The 19,602-nt window shown below is 69.2% G+C and carries 16 protein-coding genes, 1 tRNA gene and 2 pseudogenes; 12 read left to right on the forward strand and 7 right to left on the reverse strand.

Annotated features, from left to right (window positions below; genetic code table 11):
- Positions 1-7 precede the first annotated feature (7 nt).
- Both AC1ECW_RS14705 and AC1ECW_RS14710 read left to right on the forward strand, forming a co-directional pair.
- The gene (locus AC1ECW_RS14705) at positions 8-1,354 is read left to right on the forward strand and encodes a M48 family metalloprotease (RefSeq protein ID WP_481202132.1); all 1,347 of its coding nucleotides are present in this window, start codon (positions 8-10) and stop codon (positions 1,352-1,354) included.
- A gap of 7 nt (positions 1,355-1,361) precedes the next feature.
- Complete coding sequence (locus tag AC1ECW_RS14710) at positions 1,362-1,775, forward strand: group II truncated hemoglobin (RefSeq protein ID WP_409702003.1); 414 nt, start codon at positions 1,362-1,364, stop codon at positions 1,773-1,775.
- A gap of 11 nt (positions 1,776-1,786) precedes the next feature.
- On the opposite strand, the gene ppc is transcribed toward AC1ECW_RS14710, so the two are convergent.
- The gene (gene ppc / locus AC1ECW_RS14715; protein ID WP_481202133.1) at positions 1,787-4,597 is read right to left on the reverse strand and encodes a phosphoenolpyruvate carboxylase; all 2,811 of its coding nucleotides are present in this window, start codon (positions 4,595-4,597) and stop codon (positions 1,787-1,789) included.
- A 122-nt stretch (positions 4,598-4,719) separates the two neighbouring features.
- Here ppc and hemC point away from each other — a divergent pair, with 122 nt between their 5' ends.
- The 5 genes from hemC (at position 4,720) to AC1ECW_RS14740 (ending at position 9,016) form a co-directional block, all read left to right on the forward strand.
- Positions 4,720-5,700 carry a hydroxymethylbilane synthase gene (gene hemC, locus AC1ECW_RS14720; protein ID WP_409702007.1) on the forward strand — a complete coding sequence of 327 codons (981 nt, stop codon included), beginning with the start codon at positions 4,720-4,722 and terminating at the stop codon, positions 5,698-5,700.
- 2 nt (positions 5,701-5,702) lie between these two features.
- Entirely contained in the window at positions 5,703-6,494 is a 792-nt protein-coding gene (locus tag AC1ECW_RS14725; RefSeq protein ID WP_409702009.1) for a uroporphyrinogen-III synthase, read from the forward strand.
- A 24-nt stretch (positions 6,495-6,518) separates the two neighbouring features.
- Entirely contained in the window at positions 6,519-7,637 is a 1,119-nt protein-coding gene (locus AC1ECW_RS14730) for a uroporphyrinogen-III C-methyltransferase (protein ID WP_481202134.1), read from the forward strand.
- 17 nt (positions 7,638-7,654) lie between these two features.
- A complete protein-coding gene (locus AC1ECW_RS14735; RefSeq protein WP_481202135.1) occupies positions 7,655-8,902 on the forward strand; it encodes a heme biosynthesis HemY N-terminal domain-containing protein in 1,248 nt (415 codons plus the stop codon).
- Between the two features lie 37 nt (positions 8,903-8,939).
- Positions 8,940-9,016: transfer RNA gene (locus tag AC1ECW_RS14740), tRNA-Arg, on the forward strand.
- Positions 9,017-9,154: 138 nt separating this feature from the next.
- On the opposite strand, the gene AC1ECW_RS14745 is transcribed toward AC1ECW_RS14740, so the two are convergent.
- Positions 9,155-9,871 carry an ABC transporter ATP-binding protein gene (locus tag AC1ECW_RS14745; RefSeq protein WP_481202136.1) on the reverse strand — a complete coding sequence of 239 codons (717 nt, stop codon included), beginning with the start codon at positions 9,869-9,871 and terminating at the stop codon, positions 9,155-9,157.
- On the opposite strand from AC1ECW_RS14745, the pseudogene AC1ECW_RS14750 reads away from it, so the two are divergent.
- A pseudogene (locus AC1ECW_RS14750) lies at positions 9,779-10,429 on the forward strand (benzoyl-CoA oxygenase); the annotation flags it as partial. The gene AC1ECW_RS14745 and the pseudogene AC1ECW_RS14750 sit on opposite strands and share 93 nt — an antisense overlap.
- A gap of 101 nt (positions 10,430-10,530) precedes the next feature.
- Here the strand turns inward: AC1ECW_RS14750 and AC1ECW_RS14755 are convergent.
- On the reverse strand, positions 10,531-10,881 hold the full coding sequence (locus tag AC1ECW_RS14755) for an HU family DNA-binding protein (protein ID WP_409702053.1): 351 nt from the start codon (positions 10,879-10,881) through the stop codon (positions 10,531-10,533).
- Between the two features lie 121 nt (positions 10,882-11,002).
- Positions 11,003-11,869, reverse strand: a complete 867-nt coding sequence (locus AC1ECW_RS14760; RefSeq protein ID WP_481202137.1) for an HTD2 family dehydratase — start codon at positions 11,867-11,869, stop codon at positions 11,003-11,005.
- A 232-nt stretch (positions 11,870-12,101) separates the two neighbouring features.
- Between AC1ECW_RS14760 and AC1ECW_RS14765 the strand changes: the two genes are divergently transcribed.
- The 4 genes and pseudogenes from AC1ECW_RS14765 (at position 12,102) to greB (ending at position 16,324) form a co-directional block, all read left to right on the forward strand.
- A complete protein-coding gene (locus AC1ECW_RS14765) occupies positions 12,102-13,766 on the forward strand; it encodes a long-chain fatty acid--CoA ligase (protein ID WP_481202138.1) in 1,665 nt (554 codons plus the stop codon).
- A 174-nt stretch (positions 13,767-13,940) separates the two neighbouring features.
- Positions 13,941-15,209: pseudogene (locus tag AC1ECW_RS14770) on the forward strand (3-hydroxyacyl-CoA dehydrogenase); the annotation flags it as partial.
- Positions 15,210-15,519: 310 nt separating this feature from the next.
- The gene (locus tag AC1ECW_RS14775; RefSeq protein ID WP_409660815.1) at positions 15,520-15,732 is read left to right on the forward strand and encodes a hypothetical protein; all 213 of its coding nucleotides are present in this window, start codon (positions 15,520-15,522) and stop codon (positions 15,730-15,732) included.
- A 25-nt stretch (positions 15,733-15,757) separates the two neighbouring features.
- The gene (greB, locus tag AC1ECW_RS14780) at positions 15,758-16,324 is read left to right on the forward strand and encodes a transcription elongation factor GreB (RefSeq protein WP_409702059.1); all 567 of its coding nucleotides are present in this window, start codon (positions 15,758-15,760) and stop codon (positions 16,322-16,324) included.
- On the opposite strand, the gene AC1ECW_RS14785 is transcribed toward greB, so the two are convergent.
- The 3 genes from AC1ECW_RS14785 to gmk all read right to left on the reverse strand — a co-directional run bounded on the left by AC1ECW_RS14785 (position 16,318) and on the right by gmk (position 19,588).
- On the reverse strand, positions 16,318-18,594 hold the full coding sequence (locus AC1ECW_RS14785) for a RelA/SpoT family protein (protein ID WP_409702061.1): 2,277 nt from the start codon (positions 18,592-18,594) through the stop codon (positions 16,318-16,320). The genes greB and AC1ECW_RS14785 overlap by 7 nt on opposite strands.
- A gap of 131 nt (positions 18,595-18,725) precedes the next feature.
- Positions 18,726-18,929 (reverse strand): DNA-directed RNA polymerase subunit omega, encoded by a 204-nt coding sequence (rpoZ, locus tag AC1ECW_RS14790; protein WP_409702062.1) that lies wholly within the window; start codon positions 18,927-18,929, stop codon positions 18,726-18,728.
- 38 nt (positions 18,930-18,967) lie between these two features.
- On the reverse strand, positions 18,968-19,588 hold the full coding sequence (gene gmk, locus AC1ECW_RS14795; RefSeq protein WP_409702064.1) for a guanylate kinase: 621 nt from the start codon (positions 19,586-19,588) through the stop codon (positions 18,968-18,970).
- Positions 19,589-19,602: the final 14 nt, after the last annotated feature.

Genomic DNA, 19,602 nt, shown 5'->3' on the forward strand with positions numbered 1-19,602 from the left:
GACGCCCATGAATGCCCACGCCCTTGCCCAGCGCCTGGCCCGCAACCGCCTGAGTCGCCGTGATGCCTTGTGGCTCCTGGGCGCGAGCACGGGGGTCGTGGCGGCCCCCTGGCTGCAGGGCTGCGCCACCTCGCCCGTCACCGGCAAGTCCATCGTGGTGGGCATGAGCGAGGCCCAGGAACGCCAGGTCGATGCCCAGGTCTCGCCCCACCAGTTCTCGCAGGACCTCGGGCCGGTGCAGGATGCCGCCGTCAACGACTACGTGGTGTCGGTGGGCCGCAGCCTGCAGACCCACACCCATCGGCCTCAGATGCCCTATTCATACCGCGTGCTCAATGCCAACCATGTCAATGCCTACACCTTCCCGGCCGGGGCCATGGGCGTGACGCGCGGCATCCTCGTCGAGATGGACGACGAGGCCCAACTGGCCGCGCTGCTGGGGCACGAGATGGGGCATGTGAACGCCCGCCACGCCGCGCAGCGCCAGGGCCAGGCCCTGATCGCGCAATCAGTGGTGGCGGGCCTCAACGTCGCCGCCTCCAATTCGCAATGGGGCGCTCTCGTGGGCCTGGGCAGCCAGATCGGCGCCAGCGCTTTATTGGCCGGCTATTCCCGCGACAACGAGCGCGAGGCCGACGCCCTGGGCCAGGAGTACATGGTGCGCGCCGGCTACCCGGCCGGCGGCATGACGGCACTGCACCAGATCCTGGTGGACCAGGAAAAGGCCCGCCCCAGCTTGTTGCAGACCATGTTCGCCTCCCATCCGATGAGCACCGAACGGCGCGACACCGCGCGCCGCCTCGCGCAGGAGCGCTATGGCGCCAGCGCCTCGCGGCCGGTGCAGCGTGAGCGCTACATGGACCAGACGGCCTCGCTGCGACGCCTGAAGCCCACCATCGAGGCCTGCCAGCGCGGCGAGACGGCGATGGCGCGCAAGTCCTACGACGACGCGGCCTCGGCCTTTACCCGGGCGCTGACGCTCACGCCGCAGGACTACGCGGCCAATTTGCGCATGGCCCAGTGCCTGCAGGCCCAGGGCCGCCATCGCGACGCGCTGCGCTATGCCGAGGCGGCCAAGACCCTTTACCCGCAGGAGGCTCAGGCCCGCAAACTCACCGGGGTGCTGGCCCTGGCGCAAGGCGATCCGGGCAGGGCCCATGCCGAGTTGCTGGCCTTCGATCGCCTGCTGCCCGGCGACCCGGGTGTGACCTTCCTGCGCGGCGTGGCCCTGGAGGGCCTGGGCGAGCGCGAGGCCGCCGCGCGCCAGTACCACGCCTTCCTGCGCCTGGGGGCGCAGGGGCAGGCGGCCCAATACTCCGCCAGCCGCCTGAAGGCCTGGGGATACGTGAAGTAGAGACCCGATGACCCCGAATCCCACCGATCCAGCCACGCAACCCGACACCGCCTACGAGTGGGTGGGCGGCGAAGCGGCCGTGCGTGCCCTGGTGGACCGCTTCTACGACCTGATGGACCTCGAGCCCGCCTACGCCGAGCTGCGCGCGTTGCACCCCACGACGCTGGAGGGCTCGCGCGACAAGCTGTTCTGGTTCCTGTGCGGCTGGCTGGGCGGGCCGCAGCATTACGTCGAGCGCTTCGGCCACCCGCGCCTGCGCGCGCGTCACCTGCCGTTTCCCATCGGGATCAGGGAGCGCGACCAGTGGCTGGCCTGCATGGACCAGGCCATGCAGGAACTGCAGCTCGACCCGGCCCTGGTGCACCGTCTGCGCGAAGCCTTCTTCAACACCGCCGACTGGATGCGCAACAAAGGCGGCTGAGCCTCACGGGCTCAGCCCGTGTTGCGCAGACCGGCGGCGATCCCGTTGATCGAGATGTGGATGCCGCGTTGCACGCGCTCGTGCACCTCGCCAGCGTCCTTCTGCAGCCGGTAGCGGCGCATCAGCTCCACCTGCAGGTGGTTGATGGGGTCGAGGTAAGGGAAGCGGTGCTCGATGGAGCGCGCCAGCGCCGGGTTGGAGGCCAGGCGCTGCTTCTCACCGGTGATCAGCGACAGGGCCTCGTGCGTGCGCTGCCATTCGGCCTCGATGGCCTTGAAGATGCGGCGTCCCAGGCGTTTGTCCTCCACCAGCTCCACGTAACGCGAGGCCACGGCCAGGTCGGTTTTGGCCAGCACCATGTCCATGTTCGACAGCAGCGTGCGGAAGAAGGGCCACTGGCGGTGCATGCGCGTCAGCAGGGCGAGCCGCTCCTTGCGCTGCGCGCCCTGGCCCAGGTAGGCATCGATGGCCGAGCCGAAGCCATACCAGCCCGGCAGCGCCACACGACACTGGCCCCACGAGAAGCCCCAGGGGATGGCGCGCAGATCCTCGATCGCGCGCGTGGCCTTGCGCGAGGCCGGGCGCGAGCCGATGTTCAGTTCCGCGATTTCGCGGATGGGCGTGGCCGCGAAGAAGTAGTCGGTGAAGCCCGGCGTCTCATAGACCAGCTTGCGGTAGGCCTTCATGCTGGCCTCCGACAAGGCCTGTGCGGCCTCCAGGAAGGCTTTCGGCGCGCTCTTGGTGGGGTGCAGCAGCGTGGCCTCCAGCGTGGCGGCCACCAGCGTCTCGAGGTTGCGCAGGCCGATCTCGGGGTTGGCGTACTTCGAGGCGATCACCTCGCCTTGCTCGGTCAGGCGGATCTGGCCGTTGACCGTGCCCGGGGGCTGAGCCAGGATGGCCTGGTAGCTCGGACCGCCGCCGCGGCCCACCGTGCCGCCACGGCCGTGGAAGAGTCGCAGCGTGATGCCATGCTCGGCCTGGAGGCGGTTGAAGTGCTCCACCAGCTCGATCTCGGCGCGGTAGAGCTCCCAGTTGCTGGTGAAGTAGCCGCCGTCCTTGTTGCTGTCGCTGTAGCCGAGCATGATGTCTTGCTCGCCGCCGCTGCGCTTGACCAGGTCGAGCACACCGGGCAGCGCATAGAAGGTGCGCATGATGGGGCCGGCCTGGCGCAGGTCGCCGATGGTCTCGAACAGCGGCACGACGATCAGGTCGGCCACGGCGTCCTCGCCCAGGGTGCCGCGCATCAGCCCGGCCTCTTTTTGCAGCAGCAGCACCTCCAGCAGGTCGCTCACCGTCTCGGTGTGGCTGATGATGTAGTGCCGGATCGCCTCGGGGCCGAAGCGCTCGCGCATCACCCGGGCCGTCTCGAAGATGGCCAGCTCGGATTCGGTGTGCTCGCTGTAGGTGGCCCCGCGCACGCGCAGCGGCCGCGGGTCGCGCAACTGCTGGACGAGCAGTTCGATCTTGTGGATCTCGTGAAGGTGCGCATAGCCCGACTCCACCCGCGCGCACGCCAGCAGTTCGGCCACCACGGCCTCGTGCTTGTCCGAGCTCTGCCGCAGGTCCACCGTGGCCAGGTGAAAGCCGAACACCTGCACGGCGCGGATCAGCGGGCGCAGGCGCACCTCGGCCAGGGCCGTGCCGTGGTGGTGCGCCAGCGAGTCGTCGATGATGCGCAGGTCGGCCAGGAACTCGCCGGCGTCGGCGTAGGGCGTGGACGGCGCCACCGCGTGGCGCAGCGCCTCGGTGCCGGTGAGGTGCGACAGCGTGGCCGCCAGACGTGCATACATGCCGATCAGCGCGCGCCGGTAGGGCTCGTCGCGGCGATGTTCGTTGGTGTCGGGAGAACGCTCGGCCAGCGCCGCCAGCGCGGGCGTCACGTCCACCAGCATCGCCGAGACCGACAGCTCGGCCCCCAGCGCATGCACCTCGGTGAGGTAGTAGCGCAGGGCCGTCTCGGCCTGCTGGCGCAGCGCGAACTCCAGCGTCGCGGCGGTGACGTTGGGATTGCCGTCGCGGTCACCGCCGATCCAGTTGCCCATGCGGAAGAAGGGCGCGATGTCGAACCCGGGCAGGGCACGCTCCAGGCTGCGGTACAGGCGCGGGATCTGCCGCAGGAATGTGGTGTGGTAATAGCTCAGCGCGTTCTCGATCTCGTTGGCCACCGTGAGCTTGGTGTAGCGCAGCATGCGCGTTTGCCACAGCTGCGTCACGCGCGCGCGGATCTGGGCCTCGTTGTCCTCCAGCTCGCGCTGGGTGTGCAGCTCGTCGCGCTGGTGGATCAGCTCGGCGATGGCGCGCTCGGCGTCCAGGATGGACTTGCGCTGCACCTCGGTGGGGTGGGCCGTGAGCACCGGGGAGATGTAGGCGCGCTGCAGCGTGCGCGCGATGTCGTCGGCGCGCACGCCGCCTTCGGCCAGGCGCTCGAAGCTGTAGGCGAGCGAGCCTTCCTGCACATGGCCCTGGCGCTCGTGGTGCTCGCGCCGGCGCACGTGATGGCGGTCCTCGGCGATGTTGGCCAGATGCGAGAAGTAGCTGAACGCGCGGATCACCGACACCGTCTGGTCGCTGCTCAGGTTCTTCAGCAGCCGGTCCAACGCACGGCCGGCCTGGGCATCGCGCTTGAGCCGGTAGGCCACCGAGAGCTGACGAATCCGCTCGATCAGCTCGAAGGCCTCACGCCCTTCCTGCTCGCGAATCACATCGCCCAGGATGCGACCCAGCAGCCGGATGTCCTCGACCAGCGGACGGTTCTTCTCGGCGGCATCGGCCTCGATGCGCTTCGCGCGGGGCCGGGCGGGTGCGGTGCGGGCGGCGGGCATGGGTACCTCGGAGCGGCTGGCGGTGGTAACAAAATTACAAGCCTGGGATGGTAGCACCGTCGCGGCCCCGGGCGGGCATCGCACCGTCCGGAGCCGTCCGGCCCCTCGGGTAGCATGCGGTCATGATCACGTCCGACTCTTCCTCCTCCGGCCCCGTTTCGGTGAACGCCCGCTGGGTCATCGCCACCCGCGAAAGCCGCCTGGCCCTGTGGCAGGCGCGGCATGTGCAGGCCCTGCTCGAACAGCGTTTCGGCCATCGCGTCGGGTTGCTGGGCATGACCACGCGCGGCGACCAGATCCTCGACCGCACCCTGTCCAAGGTGGGTGGCAAGGGCCTGTTCGTGAAAGAGCTGGAAGTGGCGCTCGAAGAAGGTCGCGCCCACCTGGCCGTGCACTCGCTCAAGGACGTTCCGATGGAGCTGCCCGAAGGCTTCGTGCTGGCTGCCGTGCTCGAGCGCGAGGACCCGCGTGATGCCTTCGTCTCGCCGCGGCATGCCGACCTGGCCAGCCTGCCGGCGGGGGCGGTGGTGGGCACCTCCAGCCTGCGCCGCCTGGTGCAGTTGCGTGCGCGCCGGCCCGACCTGCGCATCGAGCCCTTGCGCGGCAATCTCGACACCCGGCTGCGCAAGCTCGACGAGGGGCAGTACGACGCCATCGTGCTGGCCGCAGCCGGTCTGAAGCGCCTGGGCTTGTCCGGGCGTATCCGTACGGTCTTCGAGCCCGAGGAGATGCTGCCGGCGGCGGGGCAGGGCGCCCTGGGCCTGGAGATCCGGGCCGATCAGCACGAACTGCGCGACGCGCTGGCCACGCTCGTGCACCGTCCCACCTGGCTGGCGGTGCATGCCGAGCGTGCCGTCTCGCGCGCCTTGGGCGGCAGTTGCAGCGTGCCGCTGGCCGCCCATGCGGTGTGGCAGGGCGGGGAGCTCGTGCTGCACGCTGCCCTGGGCGACCCGGACGCCGAGCCGGTGGGCCTGCTGCAGGTGCGCTGCGCCGCAGCGGTCGCCGACACCGAGGCGGCCACGCGATTGGGTGTGCAGGCGGCCGGGCGCTTGCGCGAGCTCGGGGCCGAGGCCGTGCTGGCCCGCCTGGCCTCGGGTGCCTGAGGATGGTGGCGCCCCCCCCTTGGCTGCTCGTCACCCGCCCGGCGGCGCAGGCCGGTCAGTGGGTCGAGCGGCTGCAGGCGCTGGGCGTGCCGGCAAGGGCCCTGCCGCTGATCGCGATCGCTGCGCCGGCCGACGCGCGTGCAGTGTCCCGGGCCTGGGCCGAGCTGCCTGGCCGCGATCTGGTCGTCTTCGTCAGTCCCAGCGCTGTTGAGCAGTTTTTTGCCCAGGCCCCCGTCGGGGCGCGCTGGCCGGACGGTGTGCGGGTGGCCACGCCCGGCCCGGGCACCGATGCCGCGCTGGCGCGCGCCGGCGTGCCCGAGGCGCTGCGTTTGCGGCCGGCCGACGATGCCGAGCAGCTCGACTCCGAAGCGCTGTGGGCCGTGCTGCGCGGCGAGCCCTGGGCGGGGCGTCGCGTGCTCATCGTGCGCGGTGAGGGCGGGCGGCCCTGGCTGGCCGAGCGCCTGACCGAAGCCGGCGCGGCGGTCGACTTCCTCGGCGCCTACCGGCGTGGCCTGCCGGTGCTGGACCCAGCCGACACGACGCTGCTGCACGAGGTGCTGGAGACGCCCGGCGAGGCGGTGTGGCTTTTCAGCAGCTCCCAGTCCATCGACCATCTGGTGAGCCTGGCACAGGCCCAGGGGCTGCGGCCCGACTGGGCGCAGCAGACGGCCATCGTCACCCATCCTCGCATCGGCCAGCGCGCCCGGGCCCTGGGCTTGCGCAGGGTGCTGGCCTCGCACCCGGCCCCCGACGCCGTGGCCGCGGCCTGGGCGTGCAGGCGCGATGCACCATAGGTGCTCGATACAATGGCCTTCACCGTGAGCGACACCACTTCTCCCACCCCCTCGCCGACCTCCCCCGAACCCTCGTCAGAGCGCGCGGCTGCGCCCGCTGCGCAGGTTGCTGCGGCCAGCGGCCCGTCCGCACCGCAGGCGGCCAGCCGTTCCCTGTGGTGGGTCGCTGTGGTCGGCTTGCTGTTGCTGGCCGTCGTGGGCCTCACGCTGGCCTACCAGGCGCAGCAGCAGGTCCAGGGCCTGGAGCGCGAACTCGTGCGCCGCCAGCAGGACAGCCAGGACCTTGCCACGGAAGCCCGGGCCCTGGCCCGGCAGGCGCAAGACGCCGCGCGCGAGGCGCTGGCCAAGGCCTCCGTGCTGGAGGCGCGCCTGGCCGAGGTGGCGCTGCAGCGCGACCAGCTCGACGAACTGCTGCAGGCCCTGTCGCGCTCGCGGGACGAGAACGTGCTCGTGGAGATCGAAGCCGCCCTGCGCGTGGCCGTGCAGCACTCGGCCATCACCGGCAGCGCCGAGCCCCTGCTGGCGGCCTTGCGCAGCGCCGACGAACGTCTCCAGCGCTTGAACCAGCCGCGGCTGGAGCGCGTGCGCCGTGCCATCGTCCAGGATGTGGAGCGCGCCCGCGCCGTGGCCGTGGCCGATGTGCCTTCGCTGGTGGGGCGGCTCGACGAGGCCGCGCGTCTGGCCGACGAACTGCCCTTGCTGTCCAGCCCCGGCACGGGGGTGGCCGCACGGGCGTCGCAGTCCGCACCGTCGGCCAGCCAGGCCGCCGAGGACTGGTCGGCCCGCGGACGTGACCTCGCAGCCCGAGTGTGGATCGAGCTGCGCTCCCTCGTGCGCGTGACCCGCATCGACCAGCCCGAGGCCATGCTGATCGCGCCCGAACAGGCCTTCTTCCTGCGCGAGAACCTCAAGCTGCGGCTGCTCAACGCCCGTCTGGCCCTGCTGAGCCGGCAGTTCGAGACGGTGCAGGCCGACATGCGGCAGGCCCAGCAGGCACTCGAGCGCTATTTCGATCCGCGCTCGCGTCGGGTTATGCAGGTGGCCGACACGCTGCGCCAGGTGCAGGCGCAGGCCCGAGCGAGCCAGTTGCCGCGTCCCGACGAGACGCTCGCGGCCTTGCAGGCCGTGCTGGCCACACGCTGAGCGGAAAACGCCCGGCCATGCGCAACGTCATCTGGATCCTCCTGCTCTTCGTGCTCGCGGTGGTGGCCGCGGGCGTATTCGGGCGCAACGATGCCGTCGTCACGCTCTACTGGGCCCCGTGGCGGCTGGACCTGTCCTTCAACTTCTTCGTGCTGCTGCTGTTGCTGCTGTGCGCAGGCTTGTACCTCGCCTTGCAGACCCTGCACACCTTGATCGGCCTGCCGCGCCGCGCGCGCGAGTGGCGCATCGCGCGACGCGACCACTACGCCCAGCAGGCCTTGCGCGAGGCCCTGGCGCTGTACTTCGGCGCCCGCTACAGCCGCGCCCACAAGGCGGCGCAGCGCGCCCTGACCATTCAGGGCGCCACGCCCGAGCTGCGCTCCGATGCCGAGTTCATCACGCTCGCGCGGCTGCTCGCCGCGGGCAGCCTGCACCGCCTGCAGGACCGAGCGGGCCGCGACGAACTGCTGAGGCAGGCCCTGGCCACGCCGGCGGCCGGCGGCAACGGCCGGGCCGCCGACGAGGGCGTGCGCCTGATGGCCGCGGAATGGGCGCTGGAAGATCGTGACGCCGAGCGGGCCCTGGAGCTGCTGGCCGAGCTGCCGCCGGGCCTGGCGCGGCGCACCCAGGCCTTGCGCCTGAAGCTGCAGGCCGCACGCCTGGCGCGCCAGCCGCTCGATGCCCTGCGCACGGCCCGGTTGCTGGCCAAGCACCAGGGCTTCTCGCAGGTGGCGGCGCAGGGCCTGCTGCGTTCGCTGGCGATGGAGGCTCTGGACACCGCACGCGATGCCGACCAGCTCCAGCGGGTGTGGGAACTGCTCGACGCCACCGACCGCCGCGATGCCTTCGTGGCGGCGCGTGCCGCCACGGCCATGGCCGGCCACGGACGTTCGGCCCAGGCGCGGGCGATGCTCCAGCCGTTCTGGGACGCGCCGCAGGGCCGTAGCGCCGAGGAGTGGCAGGCGCTGGCCGAGGCCTTCGTGCGCTCGCTCGAAGGCCTGGGCACCGACTGGCTGCCTCGCCTGGAGGCCGCGACACACGCCCATCCCACGCGCCCCGAGCTCGCCTATGCGTTGGGCTGCGCACTGGCCCAGTTGCAGCTTTGGGGCAAGGCACGCCAGCAGCTCGAGCGCTGCGCCGACGACCCCGCGCTGCCGGCACCGCAGCGGCGCAGCGCTTGGCGCCATCTGGCCGAGATGGCCGAGCAGGACGAGGACCTCGAACGGGCGCGCACCTGCTATCGGCGCGCGGCACGCATCGAGTGATGACAAACGCAAAAAACGTGTTATAGTTTCGTTCTTCGCGGCTGTAGCTCAGTTGGATAGAGTACTTGGCTACGAACCAAGGGGTCGTGGGTTCGAATCCTGCCAGCCGCGCCAAAACTTACGTTCAAAGCAGCGGGTCAGATGCTCAGGCATCTGACCCGTTTGTTCTTCTGGTGTTGTGGAGCACCCTGCAGACCACCCGGCGCGTGCTGCGTCAGCGTGGCATATGGATTTGCTCGACAAAGGGCGACCTTACACTCCCAGGTAGCGCCCCAGTTCGGCCGGGCGTTGCTGCAGCTCAGCGCTCGGACCGCAGAGCACCACGCGGCCTTTTTCCAGCACCACTAGGCGATCGGAGTGGGCCATCACGGTGCGATAGTTGCGGTCCACCACCAGGGTGGCCAGCCCGCAGGCGCGGATTTCACCGATCACGCGCCAGATTTCGGCGACGATCAGCGGGGCCAGGCCTTCGGTGGCCTCGTCGAGGATGATGGCATCGGGGTTGGTCATCAGTGCGCGGCCGATGGACAGCATCTGCTGTTCCCCGCCGGAGAGCTGGGAGCCCAGATGATCCAGGCGCTCGGCCAGCCGCGGGAAGGTGGTCAAGATGCGCTCGAGGCTCCAGTCGCGCTGGCCCTGCAGGCCGGCTCTTGCGGCCATCACCAGGTTTTCTTTCACCGTGAGATTGGGAAAGATGCCGCGTCCTTCGGGCACATAGGCGATCCCCAGCCGGGCCACCTCGTGAGGCTGGCCGCGCGAGAGGTCGCGCCCGCGCACGACGATGCGCCCCTCGCGCTGGCGCACGTGGCCCAGCAGGCTGCGGATCAGGGTGGATTGGCCCATGCCGTTGCGGCCGAGCAGGCCCACGGTTTCGCCGCGCGCCAGTACTCCATTGCGAGCCCCCGCAACGGCGAGCGGCCCGGCTACAACAACGTGTCGATCACGGTCAAGCGGGTGACGGCCGACCACCAGGGCCGGCCGGTGTGCGGTGTGGCGTCGAACTACCTGTGCGACCTGAAGGTCGGCGATACCGTGCAGGTGATCGGGCCCTTCGGCACCAGCTTCCTGATGCCCAACCATCCGCGCTCGAACATCGTGATGATCTGCACCGGCACGGGCAGCGCGCCGATGCGCGCAATGACCGAGTGGCGCCGCCGTCTACGCGCCAGCGGCAAGTTCGAGGGTGGCAAGCTCATGCTCTTCTTCGGCGCGCGCACGAAGGAGGAGTTGCCCTACTTCGGCCCGCTGATGAAGCTGCCCTAGGACTTCATCGACGTCAACCTGGCCTTCTCGCGCACGCCTGGCGCCCCGAAGCGCTACGTGCAGGACCTGATGCGTGAGCGTGCCGTCGACCTGGCCGAACTGCTGCGCAGCCCCGACACCTGCATCTATGTCTGCGGGCTCAAGAGCATGGAGGAGGGCGTGTTGCTGGCCTTGCGCGATGTGGCCCAGCAGGCGGGCTTGTCCTGGGAGATCCTGGGCCAGACCCTCAAGCGCGAGGGTCGGCTGCATCTGGAGACCTACTGATCACAAAGCTCGATGCAGCCGGCACGAATCTCCGTTGACGAAGAAGCCGGCGGGTGCCGGCTTTTCGATGCCGTCGGGACGGGGCCGCAGGGCCCCGGTCCTCACTTGCCCTTCTTGGGGGCCTTCTTGGCCGCGGCCTTGGGGGCCGGAGCCTTGGCGGCCTTGCGGGCGGCGGCCTTGGGGTCCACGGCGGCCTTGAAGCCGGCGCCCGGGGTGAACTTGGGCAGCTTGGCCGCAGCGATCTTGATCTTGGCGCCGGTGGCGGGGTTCACGCCGTTGCGGGCGGCGCGGGCGTGCTGCTTGAAAGAGCCGAAGCCCGGCAGCGTCACGGCATCCCCCTTCTTGACGCTCGTGACGATCGCGTCGAGCAGGGTCTCCAGGATGCGGCCGGCCTCGGCCTTGGACAGATCGTGCTTGGAAGCCAGGTGTTCAACCAGTTCGGTCTTGTTCATGCGTTCGATATCAGAGTTCAAAGAAATGCCCGATCCATTCGGGTCGCGCGATTGTGCCGCATCTGAAGGCCGTTTCCTGAGCGCTCGCCTGGTCACGTGCCGCCGCAGGCGGCCCTCGCGCTCAGGCCAGCTGCGCCGTGGCGCTCATTGCCAAGGCGCCTTCATGATCGGTGGCCCACAGTCGGACGCGGCCTTCGGTCCCGGCCGCCGCGTGCAGCGTAAAGGGGTGGATGTCGAACAGCGCGCGCACGGCCCGGAAGCTGAATTGACGCACCGTCATGGGCCCTTGTTCGCGGTGCAGCCACTCCAGCAGCAGCGTGGCGATCAGCGGACCATGCACCACCAAGCCCGGGTAGCCTTCGGCCTGCGTGGCGTAGGTGCGGTCGTAATGGATGCGGTGGCCGTTGAAGGTGAGCGCCGAGTAGCGGAACAGCAGCACCGGATCGGGGGTGATCTTGCGCGACCAGGTCCGAGCCTGCGGGACGGTCTCGGAGGCGCCGTGGCCCGTGCGGTCGGCGGTCGCTGGTGCGGGCCCGGGCCGTTCCCGGTAGACGATGTCGTGTTCTTCCTCCAGTGCCAGGCCAGCGGCTTGGTGCACCTCATGGCGGACCGTGACGAACACCAGCGCACCCGAACGACCTTGGGTCGATCGAATCCCGGTGATGCGCGAGCTGCGCTCGATCGCCTGCCCGATGCGAAGCGGCTCGATGAAGTTCAGCCGCCCGCCGGCCCACATGCGTCGCGGCAGGCGCACTGGTGGCAGGAAATCGCCGCGGCGGGCATGACCGTCGGCTCCCAGTTGCGACTGTCGATGCAAAGGCAGGAAGTACAGCCAGTGCCACAGTGGCGGCAGCACATCGCCGGGGCCTGGCGGCGGATCCTCGCGATCGAGCACGGCCGCCAAGGCGGCCACCGGACCTGGGGTGACGATGTCATGCCGATGCTCGGATCGGCCGATCCACTCGGCATAGGGCTCAGACGCATCCATGGCGGCCTCGTCATGCGACACACAGTTGGTGATTGTGGAGCCGCGCGCGGGATCGGATCGCAGGGCGGAACCGGCCGTCATGCTTTGTCGCCAAGGTGACGCAGCGTCTCGATGCTTACCCTGATCGCACAGGCTTTACCTGGCGGATCGTGCTCACTACGATCGGAAGCGGCGTCACCGGCAGTGGTCCATCACGCCGTTCATCGACGCATCGACAGGAAGGAACTCGCCCATGTCCGACCGGCATTTCGCCTTCTGGCCGGAGCACGCCACGCGGCACCTGCACGTGCCGCAGACGCATCTGTACCGCAACGTCGAGGTCTCGGCGATGCGCTACCCCGACAAGCCGTTCCTCATCTTCTACGACACGCCGCTCACCTTCGCGCGTTTCCAGGACGAGACCGAACGCATCGCGGGCTACCTGCAACAGGTGTGTGGGGTGCGCAAAGGCGATCGGGTGCTGCTGGACATGCAGAACAGCCCCCAGTTCATGCTGGCCTACTACGGCATCTTGCGTGCCGATGCGGTGGTCGTGCCGGTCAACCCGATGAACCTCACGGCGGAGCTGGAGCACTACGCGCGCGACAGCGGTGCACGCGTGGCCTTCGTGGCCCAGGAGCTTTACGGGCGCATGGAGCCCCTGCTGGGCCGAGTGCTCGAGCATCTGATCGTCGCCACCTATGGCGACTACGCCACCGAGCCCACCGACCTGCCGGTGCCCGAGTTCGTGTCGGCCAAGCGCATGGCCCTCGGCACCCCCGGCGCCGTCGCCTGGAACGAGGTGATCGCCGCCCGGCTGCGCCCCGGCCCGATCTTCGCCGGCCCGGACGATCTGGCCGTGATGCCCTACACCTCGGGCACCACCGGGCAGCCCAAGGGCTGCATGCACACCCACCGCACCACCATGTACAACGTTGCGGCCGGCAGCATCTGGTGGAAGGCCAACGCCGGCCAGGTGGGCATGGCCATCCTGCCGCTCTTCCACGTCACCGGCATGCAGGCCGGCATGAACGGGCCGCTGTACACCGGCAGCACCATCGTGATCCTGCCCCGGTGGGACCGCGACGCCTGCGCCTTGTGTGTGCAAAAGCATGGCGTCTACGGCCTGGCCCTCATCACCGCGATGGTGATCGACTTCGTGGCCAACCCGCGCCTGCCCGATTACGACCTCAGCAGCCTGCGCCGCATCGCCGGCGGCGGCGCGGCCATGCCCAAGGCCGTGGCCCATGCGCTCGAACACAAGCTGGGCCTGCGCTATGGCGAAGGCTACGGCATGACCGAGACCATGGCCGCCACGCACAGCAACCCGCCCGATGCCCCCAAGGCCCAGTGTCTGGGCGTGCCGCTGTTCGATGTGGACGCGCGTGTGGTCGACCCGGCGACTTGGCGCGAGCTGCCCCCGGGGGAGGTGGGCGAGATCGTCTTGCACGGCCCGCAGGTGATGCTGGGCTACTGGAACCAGCCCGAGGCCACGGCCCAGGCCTTCGTCGAGATCGACGGCAAGCGCTTCTTGCGCACCGGTGATCTGGGCACCACCGACGAGGACGGCTACTTCTTCTTCATCGACCGGCTCAAGCGCATGATCAACGCGGCCGGTTTCAAGGTGTGGCCTGCCGAAGTGGAGGCGCTGCTGTATCAGCACCCGGCCGTGCAGGAGGCCTGCGTCATCGCCGCGCTCGACCCGCGCCGGGGCGAAACCGTCAAGGCCGTGATCGTACGCAAGCCCGGGGTGGCCGGCGAGGTGAGCGAGCAGCAGATCATCGACTGGTCGCACGAGCACATGGCGGCCTACAAGGTGCCGCGCATCGTCGAGTTCGTCGACAGCCTGCCCAAGTCGGGTACCGGCAAGGTGATGTGGCGCGAGCTGCAAGAGCGCGAGCGCCGGGCCGCGTCCTGAGCGGCGGTTTACAGCCCGCCCATGGCTGGCTAGCATGAAACGTTTTCAGCATCTTGTTCTGCAATGCAGAACATTTATCCCGTCTCCTTTGGAGCTTTCATGAGCAGTGCCTCTTTGTCTTCCCGTCCCGCCCAGGCCGACGTGCCGCCGCAGGTCGCTGCCTTCATCGAGCGCGCCGAGCGTGTGGCCGCGCAGATTCCCGACGTGCCGGCCGACACGCCGCTGCGTACAGTGCGCAAGGTGGGCGTGGTCGGCGCGGGCACCATGGGCGGCGGCATCACGATGAACTTCCTCAATGCCGGGTTGCCCGTCGTGCTGCTGGAGATGAAGCAGGAGGCGCTCGACCGCGGCCTGGCCACCATCGGCCGCAACTACGAGAACTCGGTGAAGAAGGGCAAGCTCACGGCCGAGCAGGTCCAGGCGCGCATGGCCTTGATCACGCCCACGCTGGCCTACGACGCCTTGCACGATGTCGATCTCGTCATCGAAGCGGTGTTCGAGGACATGAGCGTCAAGGAAACGGTCTTCAAGACGCTCGATGACATCGTCCAGCCGGGCGCCGTCTTGGCGTCGAACACCTCCTACCTCAACATCGACCGCATCGCCGCCTTCACGAAGCGCCCGCAGGATGTGCTGGGCCTGCACTTTTTCAGCCCGGCCAACGTGATGCGCCTGCTCGAGGTGGTACGTGGCGCCAAGACGGCACCCGATGTACTGGCCACCAGCATGGCGCTGGCCAAGACCATCGGCAAGGTGGCGGTGGTGTCGGGCGTGTGCGACGGCTTCATCGGCAACCGCATGCTCGCGCGCTACGGCGCGGCTGCGCAGGGCCTGATCCACGCCGGGGCGCTGCCGCAGCAGGTCGACGGCGCCTTGCAGGCCTTTGGCATGGCCATGGGCCCTTTCCGCATGGGCGACCTGGCAGGCCTGGACATCGGCTGGGCCACGCGCAAGCGGCGTGCGGCCGAGGCGGGCGTGCCCCTGCAACCCAGCGTGGCCGACATGCTTTGCGAGGCCGGCCGCTTCGGGCAGAAGACGGGCGCGGGCTGGTATCGCTACGAGGCCGGCAGCCGCGAGCCGCTGCCCGATCCGGTGACCGAGCAGCTCATCGTCGACTACCGTGCCGCCCGGGGCATCACGCCGCGTGCGATCAGCGACGAGGAGGTGGTGCAGCGCTGCATCTATGCCCTGGTGAACGAGGGCGCACGCATCCTGGAGGAAGGCATCGCTGCACGCGCCTCGGACATCGACCTCGTCTACCTCCACGGCTACGGCTTTCCGAAGCATCGGGGCGGGCCGATGTACTACGCCGATACCGTGGGCCTGGCCGAGGTGCTGCGCTGCCTGGAACGCTTTGCCGCCGAGCCGGGGGCCGACCCGTCCTGGCAGCCTGCCGCGCTGCTGCGCCGGCTGGCCGCCCAAGGCCGAGGCTTCCACGCCTGAGCCCGCAGGGCAGGCTGCTCCGAGGTACAATATTCGGTCGCTCGCAGAGCGCAGCACACCGTCAGCACACCGTCGGGTGGCCCTGGCCGACGGGCCGTGGTCCACGGCATTGGCCCTGCGAACGAAGGCGTGGCACGGCCTGGCGCCGTGCCTTCCTGTCCCCAACCGGCCGCATCCCGGCCTTGCGCACCGACAGCTCGCATGCCCGGCCCCCTGCGCCGTCCTGGCGTTCCGGTTCATCCCGGCGCGGCGGCGGTCGGCGTGGCGTGTGCAGCGCCGCAGTCGGCACGATATCCGAAGGCTTCCAGTCATGAGCAGCAAACCGGTCACCACCAAGATCAAGGAAGATGGGCTGCGCTACCGCTCCAAGGTGGGCGGCTCGCCCTTCGTGGGCAACGGCAACACCCGCTCGTGCTTCAAGTGCGGCAAGCACCGCACGCCCGACCAGCTCCAGCCCAAGCGTGTGCTGGGGCGCACCGAGATGGTGTGCAAGCCCTCCTGCAAGGACCTCGAGAAGTCCTGATTCCCACCGCCTGTCAGGGGGTGAGATGAGCAAGGCATTCACGAAGGAAAGCGACACCGCCGGGGACGACGACGCGCCCGAGCTGCCTGCCCTGCCGCAAGGCGCGCGCAACTACATGACGCCTCAGGGCTACGCCCGGCTGCGGGCTGAGCTGGTGGCGCTGGTCAACGACGAACGGCCCAAGGTCGTCGAGGTGGTGTCCTGGGCGGCCTCCAACGGCGACCGTTCCGAGAACGGCGACTATCTCTACGGCAAGAAGCGGCTGCGCGAGATCGACCGTCGCATCCGCTACCTCACCAAGCGCCTGGAGATTGCCGAGGTGGCCGATCCCTCCATCCATCACGGCAAGGACCAGGTCTTCTTCGGTGCCACCGTCACCTACGCCAACGCGCGCGGCGAGGAGCGCACGGTGACGATCAAGGGCGTCGACGAGGTCGATCCCTTGCAAGGGGAGGTGAGCTGGGTCTCACCGATCGCGTGGGCCTTGCTGCGCGCCCGGGAGGGCGACGAGGTGTCCCTGGTCACACCCGGCGGGGTGGAGCGAATCGAGATCCTGGAGGTGCGCTACCCGGCACCGGGCGCCCCTCAGTGAGACTTGACCCGCGCCACCCGCAGCACCAGCGGTGAGCGCTTGAGCGTGCGCAGCACCTGGGCCAGGTGGACGCGGTCGCGCACCGACAGCAGCAGCTTCAGTTCGGTGGTCGACTGCCCGGGGTCATGGCCCATGTCGATGTGGGTGATGTCGGCCTCGGCTTCGCTGACGGCCTGGGCCACCTTGGCCAGCACCCCTTTCTGGTTGAGCACCAGCAGTGTGACGGCCGTGTCGAAGCTGCGCGTGAGCTCCTCGGCCCATTCCACGGCGATCCATCGTTCGCTGTCGCGTTGGTACAGGCGTTTGCCGACGTTGCACTCGCCGGTGTGCACCACCAGCCCTTCGCCCCGGCCCAGATAGCCCACGATCGCATCGCCCGGAATGGGGCGACAGCAGGTGGCCATCTGCACCGTGCCACCCTCGCTGCCGTCCAGGGTGATCATCGCCTGGGTGGGGGTGATGTCGTCGGTGAGATAGCGGCTCATCGACAGGGTCAGCGCGTCGGGCTTGGTGCCGGCCTCGACCAGCAGTTTGGCCAGGCGCTTGGCCACGATGGTGGCGATCTTGCGGCCCAGGCCGATGTCGATCAGCAGTTCGCGTTTGCTGCGGTTGCCACTCCAGCGGATCAGCGTCTGCCACAGCGCGGTGGCCGGGCCATGGGTCTCGTCGCCGGCGGGCATGTGCAGGCCTTCGCCGCGCATGGCCTGCGCCAGCAGCTTCTCGCCCAGATCCAGCGACTCCTCCTGCTTCATGTTCTTCAGGTAGTGCCGGATCTTCGAGCGCGCCCGGCCGGTGCGCACGAAGCTCAGCCAGGCCGGGTTGGGCCTCGAGACGGGCGCGGTGATCACCTCCACCACATCGCCGCTGCGCAGCTCGGTGCGCAGCGGCACCTGCTCGCCGTTGACCTTCGCGGCGACGATGTGGTTGCCGATGTCGGAGTGGATGGCGTAGGCGAAGTCCACCGGCGTGGCCCCGCGCGGCAGCGCCAGGATCTTCGACTTGGGGGTGAAGACGTAGACCGCATCGGGAAAGAGGTCCACCTTGACATGCTCGAGGAACTCGGCGGCGTCGCGTGTCTCGTCCTGGATGTCCAGCAGCGACTGCAGCGACACCGTGCCCAGACGCTGCGCCTCGGAGGCCTCGGCAGCATCGCCCGCCTTGTACAGCCAGTGCGCCGCGATGCCCTTTTCGGCCACCATGTGCATCGCCTCGGTGCGGATCTGGAACTCCACCGCGGTGCCGAGCGGGCTCACCAGCGTGGTGTGCAGCGACTGGTAGCCGTTGGCCTTGGGAATGGCGATGTAGTCCTTGAAGCGCCCAGGCATGGGCTTGTAGAGCTGGTGCAGCACGCCCAGGGCCAGATAACACTCCGGCAGGGTGTTGACCACGATGCGAAAACCGAAGATGTCGCTCACCTGTGCGAAGCTCAGGTGCTTTTCTCGCATCTTGGTGTAGATGGAGTAGAGCGTCTTCTCGCGGCCGTAGATCTGGATCTTCAGCGAGGATTCGGCGAAGGCCTTCTCCACGTCGGCCTGGATGCGGTTGACCAGGTCGCGCCGGTAGCCACGGGCGCGCTGCACGGCCTTGTTCAGGGCCGCGTAGCGCCAGGGCAGCAGGTGGGCGAAGGACAGCTCCTGCAGCTCGCGGTAGACCTGGTTCAGGCCCAGCCGGTGGGCGATGGGGGCGTAGATGTCCAGGGTCTCACGGGCGATGCGCTCGCGCTTGGCCGGCGGCATGGCCTGCATCGTGCGCATGTTGTGCAGCCGGTCGGCCAGCTTGATCAGCACGACACGCACGTCGCGCGCCATCGCCAGCAGCATTTTGCGGAAGGATTCCGCCTGGGACTCCTCGCGCGTGGAGAACTGGAGCTTGTCCAGCTTGGTGAGCCCGTCCACGAGTTCGGCGGTGGCGGTGCCGAAGCGTTCGGCCAGCTCGAGCTTGGTGGCGCCGCTGTCCTCCATCACGTCGTGCATCAGTGCGGCCATGATGGCCTGGGCATCGAGCTTCCACTCGCTGCACAGGCCCGCCACCGCGATCGGGTGGGTGATGTAGGGTTCCCCACTGGCGCGGAACTGGCCCAGGTGGGCCGCATCGGCGTACTTGTAGGCCTCGCGGATACGCCGGATGTCGGCTTCGTCGAGGTAGTCGAGCTTGTGGGTGAGGGCCGCGAAGGAGGCCGCTGCGGCATCGGCGTGGGCAGGCGCCACCGCCTCGGGCGCAGGCGGGCGCTTGCTGGCGGCAACGGGAGCGGTGGCGGATCGGGCGGCCATGGCGGGAATTTAGCGCGGATTGTCCACCATTGCCTGCCAACACCCAATACGACCGCGCCCGATGCGGGATCGGGCGCGGTGCGACGGGGTCGTCGAGAGAGCCCGCCGTCGTCGAGGGGGCGCGACGCGGGTCAGATCGGGACCTTGCGCAGCATCTCCAGTCCGACCTCGCCGGCGGCGATCTCGCGCAGCGCGGTCACGCCGGGCTTGTTTTTGGTCTCGATCTTCGGGGCGTGACCCTGGCTGAGCATGCGGGCGCGGTAGGTGGCCGCCAGCACGAGCTGGAAGCGGTTCGGGATCTTCTTCAGGCAGTCTTCGACGGTGATGCGGGCCATGGACACTCCGAAGGGCGCGCCGGGGCGCGCCTTGTGGGTCAGCTCAGGTTGAGGGCCTCGAAGACGGCTTTCCTGGCGCGACGCTGGGCGGCGTACTTGAGCCGCTGCGCATGCACGATGGCTTTCAGGTCGAAAAGAGCCGTCTCGAACAGGGCATTGATTATAACGAAGTCGAAGTGCTGGGCCTGCGCCACCTCCGTGCGGGCGTTGGCCATGCGGGTGGCGATCACATCCTCGCCGTCCTCCCCGCGGCGGCGCAGGCGCTGCAACAGCTCATCCCAACTGGGCGGGAGGATGAAGATCAGCACGGCGTTGGGGAAGAGCTGCTTGATCTGCAGCGCGCCCTGCCAGTCGATCTCCAGGATCACATCCTCGCCGGCGGCCATGCGGGCCTCGATGGCCGCCCGTGAGGTGCCGTAGAGGTTGCCATGCACTCGGGCCCACTCGAAGAACTCGCCGCGCTCGATCATCGCCTGAAACTCGGGCTCGGTGACGAAGTGGTACTCGCGTCCGTCCACCTCCTGCCCCCGGGGGGCGCGGGTGGTGTGCGAGACCGAGACGTTCAGGCGGGAATCGAGCTCCAGCAGGGCCTTGACCAGGCTGGACTTGCCAGCCCCGCTGGGGGCGGCGACGACGAAGAGGTTGCCGGGGTAGTCCATTTCGGGGTCCTTGG

Source organism: Caldimonas hydrothermalis, assembly GCF_056746695.1.

What these genes read in the sequence shown, in the direction of transcription:
- AC1ECW_RS14755 (WP_409702053.1), bottom strand. Translation starts at nt 10,881, where the DNA reads ATGAACAAGACCGAACTGGTTGAACACCTGGCTTCCAAGCACGATCTG.
- ppc (WP_481202133.1), bottom strand. Translation starts at nt 4,597, where the DNA reads ATGCCCGCCGCCCGCACCGCACCCGCCCGGCCCCGCGCGAAGCGCATC.
- AC1ECW_RS14775 (WP_409660815.1), top strand. Translation starts at nt 15,520, where the DNA reads ATGAGCAGCAAACCGGTCACCACCAAGATCAAGGAAGATGGGCTGCGC.
- AC1ECW_RS14705 (WP_481202132.1), top strand. Translation starts at nt 8, where the DNA reads ATGAATGCCCACGCCCTTGCCCAGCGCCTGGCCCGCAACCGCCTGAGT.
- AC1ECW_RS14765 (WP_481202138.1), top strand. Translation starts at nt 12,102, where the DNA reads ATGTCCGACCGGCATTTCGCCTTCTGGCCGGAGCACGCCACGCGGCAC.
- AC1ECW_RS14785 (WP_409702061.1), bottom strand. Translation starts at nt 18,594, where the DNA reads ATGGCCGCCCGATCCGCCACCGCTCCCGTTGCCGCCAGCAAGCGCCCG.
- AC1ECW_RS14710 (WP_409702003.1), top strand. Translation starts at nt 1,362, where the DNA reads ATGACCCCGAATCCCACCGATCCAGCCACGCAACCCGACACCGCCTAC.
- rpoZ (WP_409702062.1), bottom strand. Translation starts at nt 18,929, where the DNA reads ATGGCCCGCATCACCGTCGAAGACTGCCTGAAGAAGATCCCGAACCGC.
- hemC (WP_409702007.1), top strand. Translation starts at nt 4,720, where the DNA reads ATGATCACGTCCGACTCTTCCTCCTCCGGCCCCGTTTCGGTGAACGCC.
- AC1ECW_RS14725 (WP_409702009.1), top strand. Translation starts at nt 5,703, where the DNA reads ATGGTGGCGCCCCCCCCTTGGCTGCTCGTCACCCGCCCGGCGGCGCAG.
- AC1ECW_RS14735 (WP_481202135.1), top strand. Translation starts at nt 7,655, where the DNA reads ATGCGCAACGTCATCTGGATCCTCCTGCTCTTCGTGCTCGCGGTGGTG.
- gmk (WP_409702064.1), bottom strand. Translation starts at nt 19,588, where the DNA reads ATGGACTACCCCGGCAACCTCTTCGTCGTCGCCGCCCCCAGCGGGGCT.
- AC1ECW_RS14760 (WP_481202137.1), bottom strand. Translation starts at nt 11,869, where the DNA reads ATGGATGCGTCTGAGCCCTATGCCGAGTGGATCGGCCGATCCGAGCAT.
- greB (WP_409702059.1), top strand. Translation starts at nt 15,758, where the DNA reads ATGAGCAAGGCATTCACGAAGGAAAGCGACACCGCCGGGGACGACGAC.